Source organism: Halospeciosus flavus (assembly GCF_029814175.1).
Lineage (GTDB): Archaea > Halobacteriota > Halobacteria > Halobacteriales > Halobacteriaceae > Halospeciosus > Halospeciosus flavus.
This window is the reverse complement of record NZ_CP122312.1, coordinates 865,222-887,566: the sequence shown is the minus strand read 5'-3', so window position 1 is coordinate 887,566 and position 22,345 is coordinate 865,222. Positions and strand designations below refer to the sequence as shown.

The window sequence follows — 22,345 nt, the reverse complement described above, 5'->3', positions numbered from 1 at the left end:
GACCCTTTGAACGTGCTGGTCGAGGCACCTTCCCACACCTATCGGACTTCGCCGTTCACCCACTCGACGACGTCGTCCAGTTCGGCCTGGGCGACGCCGTGGGGTGCCTCGTACGCGCGGAAGGTGACGTCCGCGCCCATCTCGCGGAGTCGTTCGGCCGCGCGCTGTGAGCGCTTCCGGGGGATGACGCGGTCCTGCTTGCCCGCGCCGACGAACACCGGTTGGTCCTCGATGCCCTCGGGCGAGCGGTCCTCGTGGGACTCGGGGAGGTAGGAGTGCATCGCGACGACCCACTCGTAACTGGAGGGGTCCTCGACGAGCAGCGAGAGAGACATGATGCCGCCCTGGCTGAACCCGAGGAGGCCGATGCGGTCCTCGTCGAGTCCGTAGGAGTCGACCGCCTCGTCGATGGACTCGACGACGAGGTCGAGACTGCGGCGGAAGTCCTCCTGGTCCGGTTGGCTCTGGTGGAGGTCGCCTTCGGGCATGACGAGTTCGTACCAGGTGAACCCCCCACGGAGGCGCTCGGGCGCGCGAAGGCTGACGACGTGCAGCGTGTCCGGGAGACGCTGGGCGATGGGGAGGAGGTCTTCCTCGTCGGCGCCGCGGCCGTGCATCACGAAGACGGCGGGGGCGGCCCCCTCGGTCGGTTCGTCGGGTTCGGCGTGGACGTGCTCCAGCGGGAGGTCGGCGTCACTCATGTGTGGGGCTAACGGCGGGTGGGGCTTGAACGGTGTGGGTGCGACGAGTAGTACCGCGGCAGTCGAAGGCACGCCGCTGGACCCCACGAAACGCCGAGGTTATACACGCCGAGTGTGTAATCGCTCGCAATGAGTCAGGACCAGACAGCCGACCGTACCGAGGGAGACCTCCGGAACACCGGAATGTCCCTCAGGCACGACCGAACGTGGGACTACGAACTCGACCGCATCGTCGAGGCCGTCGAAGAGCGCGACGCCGAGAAGGTCGGTCTCCAGTTCCCCGAGGGACTGAAGCGCCGCGGCCCCGCCGTCGCCGACGACCTGCGCGAACTCCTGCCCGACGGGACGCGCGTGATGATCTCGGGACAGCCCTGCTACGGCGCCTGCGACCTCGACACCTACCTGATGCGCCGGACGGACGTCTTCGTCCACTTCGGGCACTCCCCGATGAAGGACTCCGAGAAGATCATCTACGTCCCGCTGTTCTCCAACGTCGACGTCGTCCCCATCATGGAGGAAGCCGTCGAGAAACTGGAGACCAGTGACGTCGGTCTGGTCACGACGGCCCAGCACATGAACAAGTTCGAGGCGATGCGCGAGTGGCTCGAGGAGCGCGACTTCACGGTCCACACGCGACGCGGCGACGACCGTCTCACCCACGAGGGGCAGGTCCTCGGCTGCAACTACGCCTCCGCGGACATCGACGCCGACCAGGTCCTCTACGTCGGCGGCGGGAAGTTCCACCCGCTCGGGCTGGCGATGGAACACCCCGACAAGAAGGTCGTCATCGGCGACCCCGTCAACAACGTCGTCGAGGTCGCGGACACCGACCAGTTCCTCAAGCAGCGCTACGCCTCGGTCCACAAGGCGATGAGCGCCGAGAAGTGGGGCGTCATCTTCTGTACGAAGATCGGCCAGGGTCGTTGGGAGCAGGCCAACGAGATCGTCGAGAACAACGAGAACGCCTACCTCATCACCATGGACGAGGTAACGCCCGACCGCCTCCGGAACTTCGACATGGACGCGTTCGTCAACACCGGTTGTCCGCGCATCACGACCGACGACGGCCCGCGCTTCCACAAGCCGATGCTGACGCCCGGTGAGTACGAGATCGCCGTCGGCAACAAGCCGCTCGACGAACTCTCCTTCGACACCTTCCACGGTACCTGGTGAGGCGTCCGCGCGACTGACCGACCGCTCTCTACTCTACTCTCTCCGTACCACTCTCCTCTACCGGCGTTCAGGGACCGCTAATCGTCGTCGCACAACACCCGTCGCGCTCGTCCGCCACCCGAGAGAACGAGCCGACGGTGTGGGCGTCGCTCGATTCGGCAGCCTGTGCTTCCGTTCCCACCATTCCTACACAACTACTCCCCTCGGGATAATGAAACTATGGCCGGTTCCGGACGTTTGAGATTACTACTGTGCATCAAATAAAGGCTTTTGTATGTCCAGTATGTATGGGCTGATAAGATGAGCACGACCCAGACCCCGGACGTGACCGACGCAGTCGCCCGCTGTCGACCGACCGACCGCACGCCCGTCGCCATCGACGCCGCACAACTCGACTCGACCGCTCGTTCTCACCTCCGTTCGTTCAAAGCCGCACTCGACGCCGAGGGGTACGTCCCGGACGAACTCGTCGTCGAGACCTGTTTCGACGCGGACTGTACGCTCACCGCCCAGGAAGAAGTCGAGCGCGTCCGCGACTACGTGGAGGCCGCCGCCTTCCTCGGCGCCGCGACCGTCACCGTCGAGGTCGAAGACGTCGTCGCCCCCGAGAAGGTCCGACCCTCCCTCCGCGCGACGGCCGAGCGCGCCGAACGCAACGGAGTCTCGCTCGTCGTCGACGGCCCACTCGCGCTGTGACGTCCGGGCGAACACGTCCATCTCGGTGATTTCTTCTCTCTCCGTCTCCGACGCTTCCCCATGCGACGAGCGCTGGCACGACGACTCGAACGCGTCGAGGGTTTTCGCGACCCGAGCGCCGCGCTCGAACAGTACCCCACGCCCGCGGAACTGGCCGCCCACGTCGTCCACCTCGCCGACGTACAGGACGACCTCGGGGGTACGGTCGTCGACCTCGGGACGGGGACGGGGATGCTCGCGCTCGGGGCTGCCCTCCGCGAACCCGGCCGCGTCGTCGGCCTGGACGTCGACGCCGACGCCCTCGCCGTCGCCCGCGAGAACGAGGCGCGCGTCGCGCCCGCGACGTCCGTCCAGTGGGTTCGCGGTGACGCCGCCGGTCGCCCGCCGCTCCGTTGCTCGGACGCGACCGTGCTGATGAACCCGCCGTTCGGTGCCCAGCGCGGCCAGCGCCACGCCGACCGCGACTTCCTCGCCACCGCCAGCGAGGTGTCACGCGTCTCCTACTCCGTCCACAACTCGGGGAGCAAGGAGTTCGTCGAGTCGTTCGCGGCCGACCAGGGCGGGGAGGTCACCCACGCCTTCGCCGCCGAGTTCGAGGTCGAGAAGCAGTTCGAGTTCCACACTCGCGAGTCCGAGACGCTCGACGTCGAAGTGTTCAGAATCGAGTGGGCGTAGTCACTGGTAGCGTTCTTCGTGGGCGACCTGCACCCGCGTCTCGTTGTGGACGGCGTAGAGTGTCGACTCCTCGCGGACGAGGCGGAGTCCGCCGACGGAGACGGACTCGTTCGCCGCGGGGAGGGGTGCGCTGTCGAGCGTCTCGTTCCCGCGCTGGACGCGCACCCGGAACGACGTGTTCGTCACCGCGAGCGTGACGTTCCGCCCGGCGACCGTCGGGTCGGCCGTCGCCGGGTCGGAGCGGAAGACCGTCTCCCACGACCCGCCGCGCTCGCGGAGGGCAACGCGGTAGACGGGGCCGCCGCCGGCGGCGACCCACCCCTCGCGGTGGGCCTGGATCGTCTCCACCCAGCCGACGCCGCCCACCTTCACGGTCGAGGTGCCGTAGAAGGCGAGTTCACCCCTGGAGACCGCCTCGGTCCAGACGTGGCGGTCGGGGTTGCGGACGACGACGCCGCTCGCGTTCACCTGCGTCGTCTCGCCGAACGCCTCGATGGGGACGGCCGAGACGCGCTGGTTCGGGACGTTCTCGACGTAGGTGACGTCGTACCCCTCGACGTGGATGGCTTCGTTCGGGAGGGGTTCCTCGGAGATGGTGACGAGGTTCACGGGGACGGCGACGCCGGCCATGACGAGGACGGGGACGAACGCGAGACAGATAGCGGCGTGGCGGCGGGTGAGTGCCCCCTCCTCGAAGTCGAGGAGTGTCCGGTCGCTGGACCGGACGGCGAGCACGAGGAGGGCGGCGACGCCGAGAATCATGACGACGCCGAGTCCGCGGTAGAGGACGTACGTCTCCGGACCGCGGTACCACCAGACGATCCACAGCGACATCGAGACGGCGAAGACGAACGCGCCGCCCCAGAGTCGCAGTGCGCTCGGGCGCTCGGACTCGCTTCGGCGGGCGAGCAGGAGCGCTCCGAGGACGCCGCCGAGGAAGAGTCCGAGGACGTGGCCCTGGATAGCGATTCCGGCCCACCACGGGCCGCCGTACGAGGGACTCGCCGACGCCACGACGACGGGGTCGCGGAGAGCGTCGAGGACCGTCGAGACGACGCCCCGGACGGAGAGGGCGACGACCGTCACGATGGGGTAGCGGACGAGGGCGAACCCGCCGAAGGCGAAGACCACGCCCGAGAAGCCGACGATGGGCCCCCACGAGAAGACACTCGTCAGGAGTCCGACGCCGACGACGCCGACGGGGAACAGCGCCGCCCGGACGTAGGGGTTCGTCCGCCACGAGGCGAACGCCGACTCGCCGCGCTCGGTCGGGAAGTGACTCCAGGCGTACTCGGCGACGGGCGCGAGCGCGAGCGTTCCGACAAGGTTCCCGGTGAGGTGGCCGAGTCCCGCGTGCGCGAACGGCGCGGTCAGCACGCCGACGGGGTAGAGGTACGACCACGAGACGAAGGGAATCTTCAGCGGCCGGTAGGGGTCGGCGAGGCCGTGCTGGACGAACAGGTAGAACCCGAGGACGCCGACGGCCGAGACGAGCGACCCCCACGGGACGCCGAAGAGGAGTCGCCGGCGGAGTCGTCCGACCCACGCCCCGCGCGGCCGGTCGAGCGCTCGGACGACGCCGACCGACGCGACGAGTGCGAGCAAGACACCCCAGAACAGTGCGACCGAGAGGGAGACGCCGGCGACCCACCACCCGAGTGCGAGTCCGACGAGTCCGGCGGCGGGGAGTCCGACGAGGACTGCATCGCCCGCGCGGACGAGACCGTGAACCCGGAGGACGACGAGGACGACGGCGGCGACCAGGAGCGGCCCGCCGACGGCGAGCCACGACGGAACGGACATGGCCGAGACGTGGGTCGGCCCCCGCTTAAAGGGCCGGTAGACGGACGAGCGTCCGGGTGCGAGAGTTGAAGAGGGAGCACGACGGAGGAGTGTCAGTGGGGCTCAAGAAGCCTTAACCGTCCTAAGTACATCTACACGACCAACTAGACGCGCGCTTCGGGTGAGCGCGAAGCGCGACCATCGAGACTACTACACCATGTCTGCAACCCCCGACCCAGTCAGCACGCTCTCCGAGAGCGAGCGTCGCTTCTACGAGGAGTGGAACGAGGACATAGAACAGTTCATCCGGAACTACTGTGAGGACGAGTTCTCCGAACTCGTCCAGCAGTACCCCAGCGAGAAGCGGACGCTGTGGATCGACTGGATGGACCTCTTCACGTGGGAGCCATCGGTCGCCGAGGACCTGACGAACAACTGGCCGTCGATCAGCCAGGTGTTCGACCAGGTACTCTGGACGATGTCGAACCCCGTCGCCTCCGACCTCTCCGGCGGCGACGACCACCCGCCCGCCGAGATCCGCCTCTACAACCTCCCGAGCGAGCGCGTGTACGGTGTCGGCCGGCCGCGCGGCGACGAGATTGGTCAGTACGTCGGCGTGAGCGGCCAGATCGCACGAGTCGGGTCGGCGAAGCTCAACCCCGCGTCCATCGGCTACGAGTGCCAGCGCTGTGGCGCCATCAACCACATCCCGCAGGGGTACGGCGAGATCCAGGAGCCCTACCAGTGCGACGGCTGTGAGCGACAGGGTCCCTTCCAGATCCGCAACGACAAGACCGACTTCCGCGACCAGGTGCTCCTCCAACTCCAGCAGCCACCCGAGGAGTCCATCGACGGCCAGGGCGAGACGCTGACGGTCGTCGTGACCGACGAACTCGAAGAGTGGCTCACCGAACACGAACTCGGCGCCGGGTCCCGGGTCACCATCAACGGCGTCCTCGAAGTCGACGAGACGAGCGAGTCCAACGGGACGTTCGGCTACATCCTCCGGGCGCGCTCCATCGAGATCGAGGAGAACGACTACGAGGAGATCGAGATCGAGGAGTACAAAGACCGGATCGAGGAACTCGCGAACGACCCCGACGTCTACGACAAACTCGTCGACTCCGTCGCACCGGACATCAAAGGCGAGGACAAACTCGACGACATCAAACTCGGCATCATCTTCCAGTTGTTCGGCGGCTACCGCCGGCTGAAACCCGACGGGACCGCCATCCGTGGCGACCCCCACATCCTCCTCATCGGTGACCCGGGTACCGGGAAGTCGAGTCTCCTCGAAGCCGCCGAGAAGATCAGCCCCCGCTCGGTCAAGACGTCCGCGAAGGGAGCGAGCGCGGCGGGGATGACCGCGGCGGTCGTCCAGGACGACTTCGGCGACTCCCCCTACTCGCTGCAGGCGGGCGCCCTCGCGCTCGCGAACAAGGGGATCGCCTGCGTCGACGAGATCGACAAGATGCAACAGGACGCCGTCGAGTCGATGCACTCCGCGCTCGAAGAGCAGACCATCTCCATCAACAAGGCGGGGATCAACGCGACGATCCCGGCCCAGACAGCGCTGCTGGCCGCGGGGAACCCGAAGGAGGACCGCTTCGACGAGCACATGCACATGGCCGAGCAGATCGACCTCGACGCGGCGCTCGTCTCCCGCTTCGACCTCTGGTTCATGCTCAAGGACCGCCCGGACGAGGAGAAAGACCGGATGATCGCCGAGCACAAGACGACGGTGTGGCAGGAGTCCGCCGACCTCGACCAGGGGAACCTCGACGGCGCGGAGGCAAAGTCCATCAGCCCGGAGGTCGACCACGACGTCCTCCGCGCCTTCGTCGCCTACGCCCGGCGGAACGTCCAACCGCGCTTCAGCGACGAGGCCGCCGCCCAGATTCACGACTACTACCCCGACATCCGCGGGATGACCGGCGGCGACACCGTCCCGCTGACCCACCGGAAACTGGAGGCCATCCGCCGGATGGCCGAGGCCTCGGCGAAGGTCCGCCTCTCGGACACCGTCGAGGCGGCGGACGTCAAGCGCGCCATCGAACTCATCCAGGCGTCGCTCGACGACGTCGGTGTCAACGAGGACGGCGAGTACGACGCGGACATCATCGAGACCGGCGTCTCCAGTTCGCAGCGCTCGCGGACGAAGGACCTCAAGGAGACCATCTCGGAACTCGAAGAGGAGTTCGAAGAGCAGGGTGCCCCCGAGCAGGAGATCATCGACGAGATGGTCGACCGCGGCTTCGAGCAGTCGAAGATCGAACACGATATCGAGAAGCTCAAGCGCAAGGGCGAGGTGTACATGCCCGCCCAAGGCTACCTCCGGAGCGCGTGAGCGAGAGCGCCCCGGGGAGACTCTCGGGTCCGGGACCGGGACGGCCCCCGCGCCGACGACGAGAGTGGCGGTCCGGGCGGCCGAACGCGAAAGACTGAAACTGCGGCCGCTCGTTCACCTGTCTATGGACCTGCGGGTTATCGAGCAGAGCGAGGAGGAACTCACTATCGAGATTGCGGGCGAGGACCACACGTTCATGAACGCGCTGAAGGGCGCGCTCCTCGAACTGGACGAGGTCGCCGCCGCGACCTACGACGTGAATCCCGAACAGTCCGGTGGCCAGACCGAGCCAGTGCTCTCGCTCAAGACCGAGGGCACCGACCCGCTCGACGCCCTCGAGGCCGGCGCCGGCCGCGTGAAGGAGCAACTCACCGACTTCCAGGAGGCCTTCGAAACGGCGGCCCAGTGAGCGAGAGACGGAACTGTTCGCCAGCGTAGGCGAGTCGCACGTCGAGTAACCCGCGGAGGACGAGTTCACACCGGAGTCCGGCCGTCCGCGAGGCCGGAGTCCGGACGCGGACCGACTCGACGTCGGGTGCGAAGTACGCGAGTCCGTTCTGGAGTTCGATTGTTCCCCGAGCCTCGGCGTCGTCGAGTTCCCGCTCGGGCGACGCCGGCCCCGACACGCGTTCGACGAGCAGGAACGCGTCGTCGTCTGGGTCGTCCGACTCGCCGTACGGTTCGAGGACGACGTACCGGGAGGTACCCGTCGCGTGAACTTCCTCGACGGCGACCGTCGGCTCGACGAGACCGTCGGCCGGCCCACCGCCGAAATTTCCACCGGGTGGCCGTCCGAGGGGTGCCATAGTCAGAGATTATTCAGCACCGAGTAAAAGATTCGGCTACCGGAACTACAGGCGGACCGGGACGTCGTGCTCGTCGAGGTACCGTTTGGTCTCCTCGATAGTGTACTCGCCGAAGTGGAAGATGGAGGCGGCGAGCGCGGCGTCGGCGCCGGACTCGAACGCCTCGCGCATGTGCTCGGGTTCGCCACACCCCGAGGAGGCGATGACCGGCGTCGAGACGGCGTCGCAGACGGCGCCCGTGAGCGGGAGGTCGTAGCCGTCCTTGGTGCCGTCCTGGTCGATGGAGTTGACGAACAACTCGCCGGCGCCGCGTTCTTCGGCCTCCTGTGCCCACTCGACGACGTCGACGCCCGTCCCCTCGCGGCCGCCCTTCACAGTGCACTCGAACCAGCAGGACTCGCCGTCGACCTGCTCGTAGTACTCGCCGTCCTCGTCGTAGCGGCGGCGGGCGTCGACGGAGATGACGATACACTGGCTTCCGAACGCCTCGGCGCCCTCGGTGATGAGTTCGGGGCGGTCGAGCGCGCCGGTGTTGATCGACACCTTGTCGGCACCGGCGCGGAGCGTCTCCTTGATGTCCTCGCGAGTGCGGATGCCGCCGCCGACCGTGAGGGGGATGAAGATCTCGTCGGCGACCTGCTCGACGGTGTCGAGCATCGTCTCGCGACCCTCCGCGCTCGCGGTGATGTCGAGGAAGACGAACTCGTCGGCGCCCGCCTCGTTGTACTTCTTCGCGAGTTCGACCGGGTCGCCGGTGTACTCCAGGTTCTCGAAGTTGACGCCCGTGTAGACCGCTGCCTCCCCATCGTCGTCGAGGTCGACGTCGATACAGGGGATGACGCGCTTCGTGAGGGTCATACCCGTGGGTTGGGGAGTGGCGGGTTTCACGGTTTCGTCTGGCGCAGTCGCGGCCTACTCCTCGCGGTCCTCCTCACCTCCCCCCTCGCGTTCGACCGTCGCGTTCGGCGCGTTCTGCACCACGCTCCGCATCCCCTTCTCGGCGTTCCGCTTGGTCGTGTACCCCTGCGCGCTCGACGCCACGATGTTTCCGTTACGGTGGACGAGCCGCCAGCGCCACTTCCCGCCGCGGTCGCGGTACACCTGGAAGCGGGCGAGGGGTGTCCGCTCGGCGGGTTCGGCCTCCACACCGGGTTCGGCCAGCGTCGGTTCCTCCGGGACGCCCTCCTCCTGTTCGGGGACGGCCTCGTCTTCGGGCGGCGAGGCGCGGGCCGTCGGTCCTTCCTCGACGTGTTCGACTTCCGGACGGGCGATGGCGGGTCGCGGTTCGGTCTCGGACTCCGCTCCACCCTCGCTCGCTTCCGTCCGTTCGGTTCCGGGGGATTCGGCCGCCGCGACCGCGTCGTCGTCCCACTCCAGTTCGACGTCGACTTCGTACTCGTCGGGTGCGTCCGTCTCCGCCTCGACTTCGACGTCGACCTCGACGTCGAGCGTCTCGGGGACGGGCAGTGCGACCGAGTCGTCGAAGACGAGTTCGCGACCCCCGTCGAGGTCGTTCGCGAGTTTCCGGAGGAGCGCCGCCGTCTCGTGTCGACTCTGTTCGCCGGCGAGTTCGAAACGCGTGTCGTCGGTCATGGTGACTGGGTAGTCGAACTCCCGCACGAAGAGTGCTGGGGCGAAGCTATTTCTCCCGGCACGGCAATCACCCACACGATGTCGGACGCCGACCTCGACCCGCAGGCCGCCGCACTGCTCGACGAACTCGACGCGGGGGTCTCCCCACCGTCGTGGACGCTCTCGCCTGACGCCGGACGAGCGCTCCTCGGCCGCCTCTTCGAGGGTGCCCCGAGCGAGGAGGTCGAAGCCACCACTGACACCGAGATCGGGGGCCCGAACGGGCCGATCCCGCTCCGCATCTACACGCCGCTCCCCGGCGACGCACCGTACCCGCTGTTCGTCCACTTCCACGGCGGCGGGTGGGTCCGCGGGTCGGTCGACGACTACGACCCCTTCCTCCGCCGGTGGGCCAACGAGACGGGGTGTCTCGTCGTCTCGGTCGACTACCGCCGCGCGCCGGAACACCCCTTCCCGGTGCCGTTCGAGGACTGCTACCGGGCGGCCGCGTGGGCGCACGAACACGCCGAGAGCCTCGACGCCGACCCCGATCGGACGGCGGTCGGCGGCGACTCCGCGGGCGGGAACCTCGCCGCGGCGGTGACCCTCGCCGCGCGCGACCGCGACGGCCCGACGTTCGACCACCAGACGCTCGTCTACCCGGCGGTGAACCCGCCCGAGGTGCGCTGGTTCGACTCCTACGACGAGAACGGCGAGGGGTACTTCCTCGAGTACCGGAGCATGGAGTGGTACTACGAACAGTACCTCGAACGCGAGTCGGACCTCGCGAACGCCTACGCGTTCCCACTGCGGGCGCGGGACCTCTCGGACCTCCCGTCCGCGACGGTGCTCACGTGTGGCTTCGACCCTCTCCGCGACGAGGGACGGGCGTACGCCGACCGCCTCGAAGACGCGGGCGTCCCCGTCACGCGACTCCACTACGAGTCACAGATCCACGGACTCGTCAACCTCGGTCACCACATCGACGCCGCAGACGACGCCATCGTCGACCTCGTCGGCGCGCTCCGCGACGCGCTCTGAGCCCCGCGGAGCGATACAGCAAAGTGATGGCCCACAGAATCTTCGCCCATGAGCGACGCCGACACCGAGACGGAAGAGACGGACGCGGAGCAGACCGAAGACCTCGCACCGGGCGGGACGAACCCCGAACACGCTGACCGGACCACCTCACCGATGCAGGAGTACTCCTCCGGACAGGTGACGACCGGCGCACTCGTCCTGATCGTCGGACTCGTCCTGACGTTCGGCGTCCCGTTCCTGCTCTAGTTCCGACCGAGCAGGAAGTAGAGCAGGAGTCCGAGAATACCGCCGAAGAAGGCGACGAGCGCCCAGAGGAGCGGACTCTGGTCGCTGTGCTGTTTCGCGTCACTGTACACCCACAGCGGGATGGCGATGGCGACGAGCGCTGCGAGGACGAAGAGGAGGGCTTCGGCCATGCCGAGGCCTCGTTCCAACTCGGTAAAAGCTTTCTCCGGACCGACTAGTCGAGTTCGCGGGCGAGCACGTCCCGACGCTCACGAATCTCCGCGGCGTCGTAGGCGAGCGTCTCTCCGTCGACGGAGAGGTCGAGCGCACCCTCTGCGGTGGCCTCGCCGAGTTCCACGACGGGCGCCACGTCCTCGAACGCCTCGCGGACCGCTCCGGGGTCTTCAGTCTCGACCACGGCGCGGCCGACGGCCTCGGAGAAGAGCGCGTCGAGGCTCGGAACCGTGGCGTCGACTCCCGTCTCGTCGGTGACGAGTTCGGCCAGTGCGACCGCGAGTCCGCCGTCGCTCACGTCGTGGACGGCGAGCGTCTCCCGGGCGTCGGCCACGTCGGCGAGCGTCTCGACGAACGCGGGCGCGTCCGCAGGCACGGCCGGGAAGGTGTCGCTACCGTCGAACTGCGCGAGGTACTCCGAACCGCCCAGTTCCTCGCGGTGGCCGCCGACGAGGAGGAGTGTTCCCTCACCCTGCGAAGACGCCGGCGGGGCGTCGTATCCCGACTTCGTCCCGAGGACGGCGAGCGTTGGCGTCGGCGGGATGGGGCCGGCCACCGAGTCGTTGTACAGCGAGACGTTGCCGCCGACGACCGGGACGTCGAGGTCGGCGCAGGCGTCGGCGAGGCCGTCGACGATTCCCTCGAAGCCGCCGTACACGTCGGGTTTCTCGGGGTTACCGCCGTTCAGGCAGTCGACGGCCGCGAGGGGGGTCGCGCCCTTCGCCGCGAGGTTCGTCGCGTTCTCGACGGCGACGGCACGAGCGCCCTCGTAGGGAGCCGTCGCGGTCCAGTTCGGTGAGGCCCCGGCGGCGAGCGCGAGACCCTGCCCTGTCTCACGGTTCTCACCGTTCGACTTGTCTGCGGAACGTGGTTCCGCATTGGCCTCTCGAACGGCGAGCACCGCGGCGTCGTCGCCCGGTCCCGTGGCCGTCCGCGCGCCGACCTCGTGGTCGTACTGGCGGTAGACCCAGCGCTTGCTCGCGGTGTTCGGACTGCCGACGACGGCCTCGAACGCCTCGTCGAGTGCGACGTCGGGCAGGTCGACCGTAGGTTCGGGCGGTTCCTCGCTCGGGAGGTCGTTGAGCGGGGCGCCGTCCGCGAGGAACTCCGCGGGGGCGTCGACGACGACGTCACCCTCGAAGCGGGCGACGTAGCGGTTGCCGTCGGTGACTTCGCCGATGACCGAGCAGCCGAGGTCGTACTTCTCGGCGACGTCTCGCACCTCGTCGACGTCCTCCGGGGCGACCTCGTAGCACATCCGCTCCTGGGACTCGGCGAGGAGGATCTCCATCGCGTTCATCCCCTCCTCGCGCTGGTGGACGCGTTCGAGGTCGATCTCACAGCCGAGTCGGCCCTTCGCGATCATCTCCGAGGAGGCCCCGCCGAGTCCCGCGGCACCGAGGTCGCGGGCGGCGACGAGCAGGTCGCGGTCGAGGAGTTCCTCGTTGGCCTCGACGAGGAGTTTCTCCGTGTAGGGGTCGCCGACCTGGACCGCGGGGCGGTCCTCGGTCTCGGCGTCCTCGTCCAGGTCCTCGCTGGCGAAGGAGGCGCCGCCCAGGCCGTCGCGGCCCGTAGCGTTCCCGACGAGGACGAGTTCGTTGCCGGGGCGTTTGGCGTCCGCGGTGACGACGCGGTCGGCGTCGACGAGACCGACGCAGGCGACGTTCACCAGCGGGTTCCCCTCGTAGTCCGGGTGGAAGGCGGTGCTCCCGCCGACCGTGGGGACGCCGATGGAGTTGCCGTAGTCGCTGATCCCCTCGACGACGCCGTCGAGGAGGTAGCGTGAGTGCTCGGCGTCGAAGTCGCCGAAGTAGAGACAGTCCGCGAGCGCGATGGGGTAGGCACCCATCGAGAGCGTGTCGCGGACGATTCCGCCCACGCCCGTCGCGGCCCCGTCGTACGGGTCGACGTACGACGGGTGGTTGTGGCTCTCGACGCCGAACGTGACGTAGGTGTCGTCGTCCAGGGCGACGACCGCGGCGTCGTCACCGGGGCCGACGACGACGCCCTCGCCCTCGGTCTCGAAGGCGGAGAGCAGCGGCAACGACGAGCGGTACGCGCAGTGCTCGCTCCAGAGGTTCTCGAACAGGGCGCTCTCCGCCCGCGTCGGGTCGCGGCCGAGTTCGTCGACGATACGCTCGCGGTCCGCGTCGGCCAGGGGCATTCACCTTCGTGTCTTTCTCGGACGGATTAATGCTTTTCTATATGCACGGACGTGCCATCTTGGAAGGAGTAACCTGCCACCGACTCCGACCAGACAGCCGCACAACCGAACACGCCGGCGATCAGACGACCTCGTCGACGAGGTCGCTGAGACGAGCGTACTCCTGGTCGTCGAGGACGCCGCGCGAGACGCAGTAGACGCCAGTCATCGACTGGGCGTCGAGTTTCGAGACCAGTTGCGAGAGGAAGCGGTAGACGCGTTCGCTCGCGGCGTACATGTAGAGCGTGCTCACGCTGTCGACGCAGACCCACCCGACGCCGGGTTCGAGGTGTCTGGCCGCCTCGGAGAAACGCATACTGAGTCCCGTCAGGTCGGCCGGACTCGTCCGGTCGGCGACCCAGAGCGGGCCGTCGTAGTCGACGTCGCCACCGGTGACCGGGAGGACCCCCACCTGTCGCGGGTCGTGACCACGCTCGCGGACGATTCGCTCGATGCGCTTGGGGTGGAGACCGGTCGAGACGACGAGGAGGTTCTCGAACGCCGCCTCGGGGAGTCGCGCCAACGTTTGCTGGTCGAACGAGGACGTGACGAGCGTCTGTCGCTGCGGTTCTACCGGTATCGTCCGTTCGCCGCCGTCGGACCGAGGCATCCCCTCAGGCATCCTCGAACCTCCCGGTCGTCTCGTCCGGTTCGGCCGATATCTCGACCGGTTCGTCCCGCCCGGTGACGACGAAGTCGCGGGCGAACAACCACGTCGCGACGACCGCGAGTGCCGCTGCAGCGGTGAACAGGACGTCGTCGACCATCTCGAACAGTACGACGTTGAGGCCGCGTTCGGCCGCGACGTCGACGACGGCGCCCACCGCGAACACGAGGAGCGTCGCGACGAGTGCGACGACCCCGCGACGGTACAGGACGGTCGTCCAGTGGCGGTACAGGGTGACGACGATGACGAGCGAACACGTCACGAGCAGGAGCAACTGGATCAGCGCGAGCAGCGAGACCAGCGTCGCGCTCATCGGTCACCTCGCTCGGCGACGAGGTCGACGAATCGGTACGTCGAGAGTGCGACGGCGCCCACGCCGACCGTCCAGACGGCGACTGTCACTACCTGTGCAGTCGTCTCGCTCACGTCGACGAGGAGCGTGGCGACGCTCGTGGCGAGTGCCAGAATCGCGACCGGGAGCGGTCGGAGGACCGCGCCCCACGGGGCGTCGCTGTACCCGCGCGCGGCGACGACCGCGAACACGAACGCGACAGTCAAGAGGACGATTCTGACGACCGCGGTGAGTTCGGTGAAGAGTTGGGGGGTAATCATCGGTATCGGAGTCGGTATCGGTTCCGGTCCCGGTATCGAGGGGCCGGTGACCTCGTTCGTCTGTCAGTCGGAGGGCGAGCGACCTATGTGTTCTCCTCTGTCGACAAGCCTGCGTACGTCTCCCGGTAGCGCGCGCCCGCGTCACGGAGGTACCCGAGGTCGGTGCCGGCGACCATGTAGTCCATCCCCCACGCGTGGCGGGTCTCGAGGTTCTCCCGCGTGGTCGCGAGAGTGCCGACCGGCGTCTCCGCCGCGTCGGCCGCCTCGACGACCGTCGCGACGGCGTCGCGGAATCGGTCGTGGTCGTACTCGCCGAACACGCCGAGTCGGGCCGAGAGGTCGGCGGGGCCGATCAGGAGTGCGTCGACGCCGTCGAGCGCCGCGATTTCCGCAGCGTCCGCGACGGCACCCGCCGTCTCAACCTGGAGGATCGTCACCACGTCCTCGCTCGCGCGCTCGACGGCGGTTTCGAGGTCGGTCCCGTACCCCGAGGGACGAGTGCCGGCGACCCCGCGGACGCCCTCCGGCGGGTAGGTCGCGGCCTCGACCGCACACCGGGCCGCGTCGACGTCCTCGATCTGCGGGACGATCACGCCGCGGGGTCCGAGGTCGAGCAGCCGCTTGACGTCCGCCGGGTCCGCCGACGGCGACCGGACCAGTACCTCGGTGTCGGTCCCCGCGGCGTCGACAGCCCGGACCACCGAGGCGAGCGTCTCGACGTCGTTCTCGGTGTGTTCGCCGTCCGCGACGACGAAGTCGAAGCCCTGCTGGGCGAGGAACTCGCCGACGACCGGGTGGCCGACGAGCATCCAACACCCGACGAGCGGTTCGCGGTTTCGGAGGCGTCTCGGGAACGTTGGCTGTCTCACAGTCACACCGTCGGTTCCCGCCGGGAGACCATAGACGTTCGCGGTCGGCCCCCGGACGGACCGAGGCGTTTTTGGCCCGTCCCTCGCTACTACTGGTCGTGCTGTCGGTCGAACTCCACGCCCACTCGGCGCTCTCCTACGACGGCCGTGACTCGGTCGAGATGCTCCTCGAACAGGCCGAGGCCGTCGGACTCGACGCCCTCGCCGTCACCGACCACGACGAGATAGCCGCCAGTCTGGAGGCGACCGAACTCGCGTCGGAGTACGACGTCGTCGGAATTCCGGGGATGGAGGTGACGAGCGCCGCGGGCCACGTCCTCGCCATCGGCGTCCACGAGGCCGTCCCGACGGGGCGGCCGTTCATGGAGACGCTCGACGCCATCCGCGAACGCGGCGGCATCGCCGTCGTCCCCCACCCCTTCCAGGAGTCGCGTAGCGGCGTCGCCGCGAACATCTCCCGCGAGCAACTCGCGAGCGCCGACGCCATCGAGGTGTACAACTCTCGACTCCTCACTGGACGCGCGAACCGTCAGGCCGAACGCTTCGCCCTCGAACAAGACATCCCGATGACCGCCGGGAGCGACGCCCACATCGCCGAGATGGTCGGGCAGGCGGTAACGAAAGTCGAGACCGAGGAAGCGTCACTGGAGAGCATCCTCGACGCGATTCGGGACGGGCGCACCTCGGTCGAGGGGAAACGGACGCCCTGGTACATCAGTTTTCGGCAGGCCGCCGGCGGCGCCAAACGCCGCGTGAAGAACCGCCTGCGTGAGTTGCTGTGACGCTCCACGGCGCCGACCCCCGGACGGTCGAGGACGCCATCGCGTCCGCCGACCCGCTCCCCGGAACGTCCGGGTTCGCAGGCGAACTGCCGGACGGCCGACTCGTCCGCGACGTCCTCGGGCGTGAACCGCTCTTCGTCGACGGGAACGCGTGGAGTTTCGACCCGACCGACCTCGACGACCCGTCCCCGTTCCCCGCCGGCCACGTCGGCGCCGGAGAGGGAACTCGACACGTCTGGTCGCTCCCCGACCCCGAACCGACGACCGACCGGGAGCGGGCGCTCGACGCCGTTCGCGAGAGTGTCGAGACCGGCGTCGAGACCGTTCCGGACGAGGACGTCGCCGTCGCTTTCTCCGGCGGGGTCGACTCCGCGCTCCTCGCGGCACTCCTCGACGCACCGCTCCACGTCGTCGGCTTCCCCGACTCGACCGACGTCGCGTCCGCCCACGACTCCGCCGCCGCGATGGGACGAGAGGCGGACCTGGTCGTCCACGAACTCACCATCGAAGGCGTGGAGGACGCCGTCCCCACGGTCGCACGCGCCATCGGTCGGACCAACGCGATGGACGTCCAGATCGCCCTCCCACTCTACCTCGTCGCCGAGCGAGTCGACACCGACCACCTCGTACTCGGCCAGGGCGCCGACGAACTGTTCGGTGGCTACTCGAAGGTCGCGAAACTCGACCACCGCGTCGAGGCCGACACCGTCCGCGGTGCCCGACGCGAAGTCGTCGAGACGCTCCCGGACCAACTCGAACGCGACACACTCGCCGTCCGTGCAGCGGGCGTCGAACCCGTGACGCCACTGCTCCACGACCGTGTGGTCGACGCGGCGCTCCGACTACCCGACGACCTGCTCGTCGAGGACGCGGAGACCGAGCACGCGCGACGGAAGGCGGCGCTACGCGACGTCGCGGCCGAGTGGCTCCCCGAGTCGGTCGCCGAGCGCGACAAGAAGGCAGTGCAGTACGGGAGTCTCGTCGCCCGCGAACTCGACCGCCTCGCCAGGCAGGCCGGGTTCAAACGCCGGATGGACGACCACGTCAGGAAGTACGTCGAGTCACGACTCTGAATCCCGCCCCGCCGCCGTGACGCGCTCGATCGCTTCGAGACCGAGTTCGACGACTTCTGCACCGAGTTCGTCGGCGGCGCGGAGGTCGTCGGGTGTGTACCACTCCCAGTGTTCTGCTGCACGTTCCCCGTCGGAAGGGGCGATCTCGCGCGACGGGACCGACCCGAAGTAGACGAAGTCGACGTGTTGGTGGCCGACGTCGCCGCCCTCGTAGTAGTGAATGTCTTCGAGGAGGAGATACTCGGGGCCAGGAAGTTCGGTGACGACGGGCGTCGAGACTGACGTTTCGGACTCGAGAAGTGTCGGTTCGTGCCCGACCTCTTCGCGTACTTCGCGGCGGGCGGCCGACCGGGGGAGTTCACCCCGGTCGATGTGGCCACCCGGCGGGAGCCAGAGGTCGAGTCGGTCGTGGTGGTGGAGCGCGGTCGCGCCGTCGCAGACGACGTACGCCGTCGCGACGAAGTGACGGGTGGTCTCCATGCCCGCGTGGCGGGCGGCCTCGCCTATGCTTCCATCGGAATGCTCTCCTCGGCTTCGAGGAGTTCGTGGTAGCGGTTGCGGATGGTGACCTCGGAGATGTCCGCGACCTCCGAGACCTCGCGTTGGGTCACTTTCTCGTTCGCGAGGAGTGCGGCCGCGTAGATGGCCGCAGCGGCGAGTCCGACCGGACTCTTCCCGCTCACGATCCCGGCCTGCTTCGCGCTCTCGAGGAGGCTCCGGGCGTGCCGCTCGACTTCGTCCCCGAGGTCGAGTTCGGAGACGAACCGCGGGACGTAGTTGGCCGGGTCCGCCGGCTCGATCTCGAGGCTGAGTTCGCGGACGATGTAGCGATACGTCCGGGCGATCTCGTCTTTCTCGACACGGGAGACGTTGGCGACTTCGTCGAGCGACCGAGGCGTGTTCGCCTGTCGCGCGGACGCGTACAGACTCGCCGTCGAGACACCCTCGATGGAGCGACCGGGCAGGAGGTCCTCGTCGAGCGCGCGGCGGTAGATGACGGAGGCCGTCTCGCGGACGTTGTCCGGGAGGCCCAGAGCCGACGCCATCCGGTCGATCTCCCCGAGCGCCTGCTTCAGGTTGCGCTCCTTGGAGTCACGAGTGCGGAATCGCTCGTTCCACGTGCGGAGGCGCTGCATCTTCTGGCGCTGACTCGAGGAGAGCGAGTTGCCGTAGGCGTCTTTGTCCTGCCAGCCGATGTTCGTCGATAGCCCCTTGTCGTGCATCATGTTCGTCGTCGGGGCCCCGACGCGTGACTTCTGGTCTTGCTCCTTGGAGTCGAACGCACGCCACTCCGGACCGTGGTCGATCTCGTCCTCCTCGACGACGAGTCCACAGTCCTCACAGACTGTCTCGCCGCGGGCAGCGTTCTTGGCGAGGTTTCCACCGCACTCCGGACAGCGTAGCTCTTCGACTGTTTCTTCCTCGGGTTGCTCTTCCTCTTCCTCTTTCGAGGCCACGCGCGACCGCTCCTGGGTCGTCGTACTCGATGAGTCGCTCATGATTTAGGTGCGACCGGCTGTCTCGATTCTGTGGCTCCACAGACGACGGTTGCACTAGCGGGTGGAACGGATAGCGGTTAAGACTTGTTGCCCACTATGGGTGGGTTGTACAAATGAAGAGAGCCCGACGCACGCGATGTGCGTCGGGCTCTATATGATTGGTCGGCGGCTAACCGGATTTCCCAGAGGCTCGCGCACTCCAGTACTGACCGGAACGTGGGTGGGCTTAACGTCCGTGTTCGGGATGGGTACGGGTGATCCCCACCGCTCTGGCCGCCGTAATGCCGACTCGCGGAATCGAACCGCGATCCTACCAATGTCGGTTACGGCCACTACTGTGGCTCGTACTCTCGCCCGTCGAACTACTCGACGGCGAGTACCGTGTGTAAGTGCAATCCAGTTAACACCTGGACCCGAATCACCGACCTATACTGCACAGCATGTCTCTGTGATCCGGATGCGGATATGATTGTGTGGCTTGGCCTGTTAGTGCTCGCGGACTCAACGCCTCGTTGCCTTGGCGCGTACATCCCGAGTCTATCTAACTCGTCTTCTACGAGTGGCCTCAGTGGTACTTCTTTTCCAGGTGGGTTTCGAGCTTAGATGCGTTCAGCTCTTACCCCGTGGTGCGTAGCTGCCCGGCACTCGCCTTCTCAGACGACCGGTACACCAGTGGCACCCGTTCGTAGTTCCTCTCGTACTATACGAACGTTCCCGTCAAGTACCTCAACACCCCCAATAGATAGCAGCCGACCTGTCTCACGACGGTCTAAACCCAGCTCACGACCTCCTTTAATAGGCGAACAACCTCACCCTTGTCCGCTTCTGCACGGACAGGATGGAGGGAACCGACATCGAGGTAGCAAGCCACGCGGTCGATATGTGCTCTTGCGCGTGACGACTCTGTTATCCCTAAGGTAGCTTTTCTGTCGCTTATGGCCCGCATCGGGCAGGCTCATAAGATCGCAGACCACGCTTTCGCGTCAGCGTCCCTTGTTGTGCAGGACACTGTCAGCCTTCCTTGTGCTCTTGCGCTCTCTTCCGGGTCTCCGACCCGGATGAGGAAGACTTAGGGCGCGCTCGATATCTTTTCGAGCGCGTACCGCCCCAGTCAAACTGCCCGGCTACCGGTGTCCTCCTCCCGGAGTTAGGGTCACAGTCACTAACGGGTAGTATTTCACTCTTGACTCGGCGACGTGCTGGCGCACGCACCTGTGTAACGTCTCCTACCTATTCTGCACATTAGCGACCGTGTCCCAGCGACAGCCTGCAGTAAAGCTCTATAGGGTCTTCGCTTCCCCTTGGGGGTCTCCAGACTCCGCACTGGAACGTACAGTTCACCGGGCCCAACGTCGGGACAGTGATGCTCTCGTTGATCCATTCATGCAAGCCGCTACTGAAGCGGCAAGGTACTACGCTACCTTAAGAGGGTCATAGTTACCCCCGCCGTTAACAGGTCCTTCGCCCCATTGTACTGGGTGTTCAGATACCTGCACTGGGCAGGATTCAGTGACCGTACGAGTCCTTGCGGATTTGCGGTCACCTATGTTGTTATTAGACAGTCGGAGCATCCGAGTCACTGCGACCTGCCTCGAACGAGGCAGGCATCCCTTATCGCGAACTTACGGGACTAATTTGCCGAATTCCCTGACGTCGGTTGCTCCCGACAGGCCTTGGCTTTCACCGCCAGGATACCTGTGTCGGTTCTCGGTACGGTCGTCGTACTTGCCTTTTCACGGGCCCCTGGTACCACCGAGTTTCCCTATCCTGGGTTTCGTCCGCTTCTTGCCATTACGGCGTCCACGGACTTCTCCAGTTCGACTGGGCGATGGCCCAGCTCGGTGTTTCCAGAGGCGTCGGCGTTCAATGTACGACGGCACGGGAATATTAACCCGTTTCCCAATTGTCACATTCGAATTACGGTGTGACTTAGGACCGGCTAACCCTCGGCTGTTCAGCAGTGCCGAGGAACCCTTATCCTTGAGGCCGTCGGGGGTCTAACCCGACTCACGCTGCTACTATGACCAGGATTTTCGTCCCTACACGGTCCACACGAACTCTCGCCCGTGCTTCCGCCCGTGCAGAGTGCCAATCTACTCGATCACCCTGTGAGGGGTGCGGTTAGGTATCGGTGACGAACTTGAGCCCCGATCATTTTGGGCGCTCCGAACCTCGGCCGGTAAGCTGTTACGCTTTTCTTAGCGGGTAGCTGCTTCTAAGCTCACCCCCGGCTGTCTGGGCTCGGAACCACCTTCGATCGCACTTAGCTCGTACTTTGGGACCTTAACCTAACGCTGGGTTGTCTCCCTTACGGTACACAGGCTTACCCCGCGCACCGGATTCCCCACGTCCACGGCGTCCGTAAGTTCGGAGTTCGACAGGAGGGACAACTCCTCTCGGAGTTGTACCCTCCAATCGGTCGCTCTACCTCACGGACTACCTCGGTGGAGGTCATGCTTCGACATGTTTCGATTGGAACCAGCTGTTGCCGAGTTCGATGGGCCTTTCACCCCTACACGCATGTCACGGGAGGGTATTGTAAGACACCAACCCTAACAGGCCTCCACGTGCCTTTCGGCACGCTTCACCTTGCACGCGCGTAGATCACTCGGTTTCGGGTCGTGTCCGTTCGACTCCCCGCCCTTGAAGACGGCGGCCCTCGCCCATGAAGGGCTGCGGCCATGTCGGTTTCCCTGTGCCTTCCCGGATACTCCGGTTAGACTTGCCGAACAGACACACTCCCTGGCTCGTTTTTCAAAACGTACGACGGAACATCGGCTCCCCGCTGTCCCTACTAGAGGCTTGCGCCTCGTTCGTTCACAGCGGGGCCTTTCATGCCCCGTCGCTCTATCGCCACCTGATTTCAGGCCCTATTTCACCCTCCGTTGGAGAGTGCTTTTCAGCGTTCGCTCACGCTACTTGTTCACTATCGGTCTCGAGGAGTACTTAGTCTTCGCCGTCGATGCCGGCGATATTCACGAGGAATATCCGATCCCCGCTACTCTGGAACCAGCGCACGGCGTACTTGTCTGGAGTACGGGGCTGTCACCCTGTCTCGCGCTCCGTTTCAGGAGACTTCTCCGCAGACGTTCCGCCGATGAGTGCTGGCCCGAACACCACATTGCCCAGAAGGCTTCGGTTTGGACTGTGCCGCTTTCACTCGCGATTACTCACGGCGTCCCATTCGGTTTCTCTTCCTGTCCGTACTGAGATGTTTCAATTCCGGACGTTCCCCATTGCGCACAGCAATTGCGAGGGGATTCCCATTCGGAGATCCTGAGTTCTTCGCCTCCGTGCGGCTCCCTCAGGCTTTTCGCAGCTTGGCACGTCCTTTGTCGGCTCTCGAGCCGAGCCATCCACCAGGTGGCACAGTAGCCACGCAGTCGGA

General features: G+C 66.6%; 22 protein-coding genes and 2 rRNA genes. 9 read left to right on the top strand and 15 right to left on the bottom strand.

Annotated elements, in window-relative coordinates; translation table 11 throughout:
* Window positions 1–38: 38 nt before the first annotated feature.
* Entirely contained in the window at window positions 39–701 is a 663-nt protein-coding gene (locus P0Y33_RS04515) for an alpha/beta hydrolase (protein ID WP_279529357.1), read from the bottom strand.
* Between the two features lie 129 nt (window positions 702–830).
* Here P0Y33_RS04515 and dph2 point away from each other — a divergent pair, with 129 nt between their 5' ends.
* The 3 genes from dph2 (at window position 831) to P0Y33_RS04500 (ending at window position 3,245) form a co-directional block, all read left to right on the top strand.
* Entirely contained in the window at window positions 831–1,874 is a 1,044-nt protein-coding gene (dph2, locus tag P0Y33_RS04510; RefSeq protein ID WP_279529356.1) for a diphthamide biosynthesis enzyme Dph2, read from the top strand.
* Window positions 1,875–2,174: 300 nt separating this feature from the next.
* On the top strand, window positions 2,175–2,570 hold the full coding sequence (locus P0Y33_RS04505; RefSeq protein ID WP_279529355.1) for a hypothetical protein: 396 nt from the start codon (window positions 2,175–2,177) through the stop codon (window positions 2,568–2,570).
* A gap of 60 nt (window positions 2,571–2,630) precedes the next feature.
* The gene (locus P0Y33_RS04500) at window positions 2,631–3,245 is read left to right on the top strand and encodes an METTL5 family protein (protein ID WP_279529354.1); all 615 of its coding nucleotides are present in this window, start codon (window positions 2,631–2,633) and stop codon (window positions 3,243–3,245) included.
* On the opposite strand, the gene P0Y33_RS04495 is transcribed toward P0Y33_RS04500, so the two are convergent.
* The gene (locus P0Y33_RS04495) at window positions 3,246–5,048 is read right to left on the bottom strand and encodes a rhomboid family intramembrane serine protease (RefSeq protein WP_279529353.1); all 1,803 of its coding nucleotides are present in this window, start codon (window positions 5,046–5,048) and stop codon (window positions 3,246–3,248) included.
* A 160-nt stretch (window positions 5,049–5,208) separates the two neighbouring features.
* Here P0Y33_RS04495 and P0Y33_RS04490 point away from each other — a divergent pair, with 160 nt between their 5' ends.
* Window positions 5,209–7,374, top strand: a complete 2,166-nt coding sequence (locus P0Y33_RS04490; RefSeq protein ID WP_279529352.1) for a minichromosome maintenance protein MCM — start codon at window positions 5,209–5,211, stop codon at window positions 7,372–7,374.
* A 124-nt stretch (window positions 7,375–7,498) separates the two neighbouring features.
* Entirely contained in the window at window positions 7,499–7,783 is a 285-nt protein-coding gene (locus tag P0Y33_RS04485; RefSeq protein ID WP_279529351.1) for a DNA-directed RNA polymerase subunit L, read from the top strand.
* Here the strand turns inward: P0Y33_RS04485 and P0Y33_RS04480 are convergent.
* Genes P0Y33_RS04480 through P0Y33_RS04470 form a run of 3 tightly spaced genes read right to left on the bottom strand, consistent with a single transcriptional unit; the run spans window position 7,743 to window position 9,773 of the window.
* Entirely contained in the window at window positions 7,743–8,180 is a 438-nt protein-coding gene (locus P0Y33_RS04480; protein ID WP_279529350.1) for a hypothetical protein, read from the bottom strand. The genes P0Y33_RS04485 and P0Y33_RS04480 overlap by 41 nt on opposite strands.
* A gap of 45 nt (window positions 8,181–8,225) precedes the next feature.
* Complete coding sequence (gene hisF, locus P0Y33_RS04475; protein WP_279529349.1) at window positions 8,226–9,038, bottom strand: imidazole glycerol phosphate synthase subunit HisF; 813 nt, start codon at window positions 9,036–9,038, stop codon at window positions 8,226–8,228.
* A 54-nt stretch (window positions 9,039–9,092) separates the two neighbouring features.
* Complete coding sequence (locus P0Y33_RS04470; RefSeq protein ID WP_279529348.1) at window positions 9,093–9,773, bottom strand: amphi-Trp domain-containing protein; 681 nt, start codon at window positions 9,771–9,773, stop codon at window positions 9,093–9,095.
* Window positions 9,774–9,851: 78 nt separating this feature from the next.
* On the opposite strand from P0Y33_RS04470, the gene P0Y33_RS04465 reads away from it, so the two are divergent.
* Both P0Y33_RS04465 and P0Y33_RS04460 read left to right on the top strand, forming a co-directional pair.
* Window positions 9,852–10,793: an alpha/beta hydrolase gene (locus tag P0Y33_RS04465; RefSeq protein ID WP_279529347.1), complete on the top strand. Its 942-nt coding sequence runs from the start codon at window positions 9,852–9,854 to the stop codon at window positions 10,791–10,793.
* A gap of 48 nt (window positions 10,794–10,841) precedes the next feature.
* A complete protein-coding gene (locus P0Y33_RS04460) occupies window positions 10,842–11,039 on the top strand; it encodes a DUF7550 family protein (protein ID WP_279529346.1) in 198 nt (65 codons plus the stop codon).
* Here P0Y33_RS04460 and P0Y33_RS04455 read toward each other — a convergent pair.
* The 6 genes from P0Y33_RS04455 to P0Y33_RS04430 form a co-directional block, all read right to left on the bottom strand.
* On the bottom strand, window positions 11,036–11,209 hold the full coding sequence (locus tag P0Y33_RS04455; RefSeq protein ID WP_279529345.1) for a PLDc N-terminal domain-containing protein: 174 nt from the start codon (window positions 11,207–11,209) through the stop codon (window positions 11,036–11,038). The genes P0Y33_RS04460 and P0Y33_RS04455 overlap by 4 nt on opposite strands.
* Before the next feature lie 44 nt (window positions 11,210–11,253).
* The gene (gene purL / locus P0Y33_RS04450) at window positions 11,254–13,416 is read right to left on the bottom strand and encodes a phosphoribosylformylglycinamidine synthase subunit PurL (RefSeq protein ID WP_279529344.1); all 2,163 of its coding nucleotides are present in this window, start codon (window positions 13,414–13,416) and stop codon (window positions 11,254–11,256) included.
* A gap of 121 nt (window positions 13,417–13,537) precedes the next feature.
* On the bottom strand, window positions 13,538–14,065 hold the full coding sequence (locus tag P0Y33_RS04445) for a DUF7504 family protein (RefSeq protein WP_279529343.1): 528 nt from the start codon (window positions 14,063–14,065) through the stop codon (window positions 13,538–13,540).
* Window positions 14,066–14,069: 4 nt separating this feature from the next.
* Window positions 14,070–14,435, bottom strand: coding sequence for a hypothetical protein (locus P0Y33_RS04440; protein WP_279529342.1), 366 nt, complete (start codon window positions 14,433–14,435; stop codon window positions 14,070–14,072).
* Window positions 14,432–14,734 (bottom strand): hypothetical protein, encoded by a 303-nt coding sequence (locus P0Y33_RS04435; protein WP_279529341.1) that lies wholly within the window; start codon window positions 14,732–14,734, stop codon window positions 14,432–14,434. The genes P0Y33_RS04440 and P0Y33_RS04435 overlap by 4 nt, the downstream gene beginning before the upstream one ends.
* Before the next feature lie 83 nt (window positions 14,735–14,817).
* Entirely contained in the window at window positions 14,818–15,609 is a 792-nt protein-coding gene (locus tag P0Y33_RS04430) for an HpcH/HpaI aldolase family protein (protein WP_279529340.1), read from the bottom strand.
* A 92-nt stretch (window positions 15,610–15,701) separates the two neighbouring features.
* Here P0Y33_RS04430 and P0Y33_RS04425 point away from each other — a divergent pair, with 92 nt between their 5' ends.
* Together P0Y33_RS04425 and P0Y33_RS04420 are read left to right on the top strand one after the other, a co-directional pair.
* Complete coding sequence (locus tag P0Y33_RS04425) at window positions 15,702–16,385, top strand: PHP domain-containing protein (RefSeq protein WP_279529339.1); 684 nt, start codon at window positions 15,702–15,704, stop codon at window positions 16,383–16,385.
* Window positions 16,382–17,458 carry an asparagine synthase C-terminal domain-containing protein gene (locus P0Y33_RS04420; protein WP_279529338.1) on the top strand — a complete coding sequence of 359 codons (1,077 nt, stop codon included), beginning with the start codon at window positions 16,382–16,384 and terminating at the stop codon, window positions 17,456–17,458. Before P0Y33_RS04425 ends, P0Y33_RS04420 begins: the two co-directional genes overlap by 4 nt.
* Here P0Y33_RS04420 and P0Y33_RS04415 read toward each other — a convergent pair.
* The 4 genes from P0Y33_RS04415 to P0Y33_RS04400 form a co-directional block, all read right to left on the bottom strand.
* The gene (locus P0Y33_RS04415) at window positions 17,447–17,938 is read right to left on the bottom strand and encodes an NUDIX domain-containing protein (RefSeq protein ID WP_279529337.1); all 492 of its coding nucleotides are present in this window, start codon (window positions 17,936–17,938) and stop codon (window positions 17,447–17,449) included. The two genes, P0Y33_RS04420 and P0Y33_RS04415, sit on opposite strands and share 12 nt — an antisense overlap.
* A 23-nt stretch (window positions 17,939–17,961) precedes the next feature.
* Window positions 17,962–18,957 (bottom strand): transcription initiation factor IIB, encoded by a 996-nt coding sequence (locus P0Y33_RS04410; protein WP_279529336.1) that lies wholly within the window; start codon window positions 18,955–18,957, stop codon window positions 17,962–17,964.
* Window positions 18,958–19,117: 160 nt separating this feature from the next.
* Window positions 19,118–19,238: ribosomal RNA gene (gene rrf / locus P0Y33_RS04405) — 5S ribosomal RNA — on the bottom strand.
* Window positions 19,239–19,425: 187 nt separating this feature from the next.
* Window positions 19,426–22,341 (bottom strand): 23S ribosomal RNA (locus tag P0Y33_RS04400).
* Between the last annotated feature and the right edge of the window lie 4 nt (window positions 22,342–22,345).

Bases quoted from the DNA above. Each gene is read 5' to 3' on its own strand.
- P0Y33_RS04515 (WP_279529357.1), bottom strand. From the start codon at position 701: ATGAGTGACGCCGACCTCCCGCTGGAGCACGTCCACGCCGAACCCGAC.
- dph2 (WP_279529356.1), top strand. From the start codon at position 831: ATGAGTCAGGACCAGACAGCCGACCGTACCGAGGGAGACCTCCGGAAC.
- P0Y33_RS04505 (WP_279529355.1), top strand. From the start codon at position 2,175: ATGAGCACGACCCAGACCCCGGACGTGACCGACGCAGTCGCCCGCTGT.
- P0Y33_RS04500 (WP_279529354.1), top strand. From the start codon at position 2,631: ATGCGACGAGCGCTGGCACGACGACTCGAACGCGTCGAGGGTTTTCGC.
- P0Y33_RS04495 (WP_279529353.1), bottom strand. From the start codon at position 5,048: ATGTCCGTTCCGTCGTGGCTCGCCGTCGGCGGGCCGCTCCTGGTCGCC.
- P0Y33_RS04485 (WP_279529351.1), top strand. From the start codon at position 7,499: ATGGACCTGCGGGTTATCGAGCAGAGCGAGGAGGAACTCACTATCGAG.
- P0Y33_RS04480 (WP_279529350.1), bottom strand. From the start codon at position 8,180: ATGGCACCCCTCGGACGGCCACCCGGTGGAAATTTCGGCGGTGGGCCG.
- hisF (WP_279529349.1), bottom strand. From the start codon at position 9,038: ATGACCCTCACGAAGCGCGTCATCCCCTGTATCGACGTCGACCTCGAC.
- P0Y33_RS04470 (WP_279529348.1), bottom strand. From the start codon at position 9,773: ATGACCGACGACACGCGTTTCGAACTCGCCGGCGAACAGAGTCGACAC.
- P0Y33_RS04465 (WP_279529347.1), top strand. From the start codon at position 9,852: ATGTCGGACGCCGACCTCGACCCGCAGGCCGCCGCACTGCTCGACGAA.
- P0Y33_RS04460 (WP_279529346.1), top strand. From the start codon at position 10,842: ATGAGCGACGCCGACACCGAGACGGAAGAGACGGACGCGGAGCAGACC.
- P0Y33_RS04455 (WP_279529345.1), bottom strand. From the start codon at position 11,209: ATGGCCGAAGCCCTCCTCTTCGTCCTCGCAGCGCTCGTCGCCATCGCC.
- purL (WP_279529344.1), bottom strand. From the start codon at position 13,416: ATGCCCCTGGCCGACGCGGACCGCGAGCGTATCGTCGACGAACTCGGC.
- P0Y33_RS04445 (WP_279529343.1), bottom strand. From the start codon at position 14,065: ATGCCTCGGTCCGACGGCGGCGAACGGACGATACCGGTAGAACCGCAG.
- P0Y33_RS04440 (WP_279529342.1), bottom strand. From the start codon at position 14,435: ATGAGCGCGACGCTGGTCTCGCTGCTCGCGCTGATCCAGTTGCTCCTG.
- P0Y33_RS04435 (WP_279529341.1), bottom strand. From the start codon at position 14,734: ATGATTACCCCCCAACTCTTCACCGAACTCACCGCGGTCGTCAGAATC.
- P0Y33_RS04415 (WP_279529337.1), bottom strand. From the start codon at position 17,938: ATGGAGACCACCCGTCACTTCGTCGCGACGGCGTACGTCGTCTGCGAC.
- P0Y33_RS04410 (WP_279529336.1), bottom strand. From the start codon at position 18,957: ATGAGCGACTCATCGAGTACGACGACCCAGGAGCGGTCGCGCGTGGCC.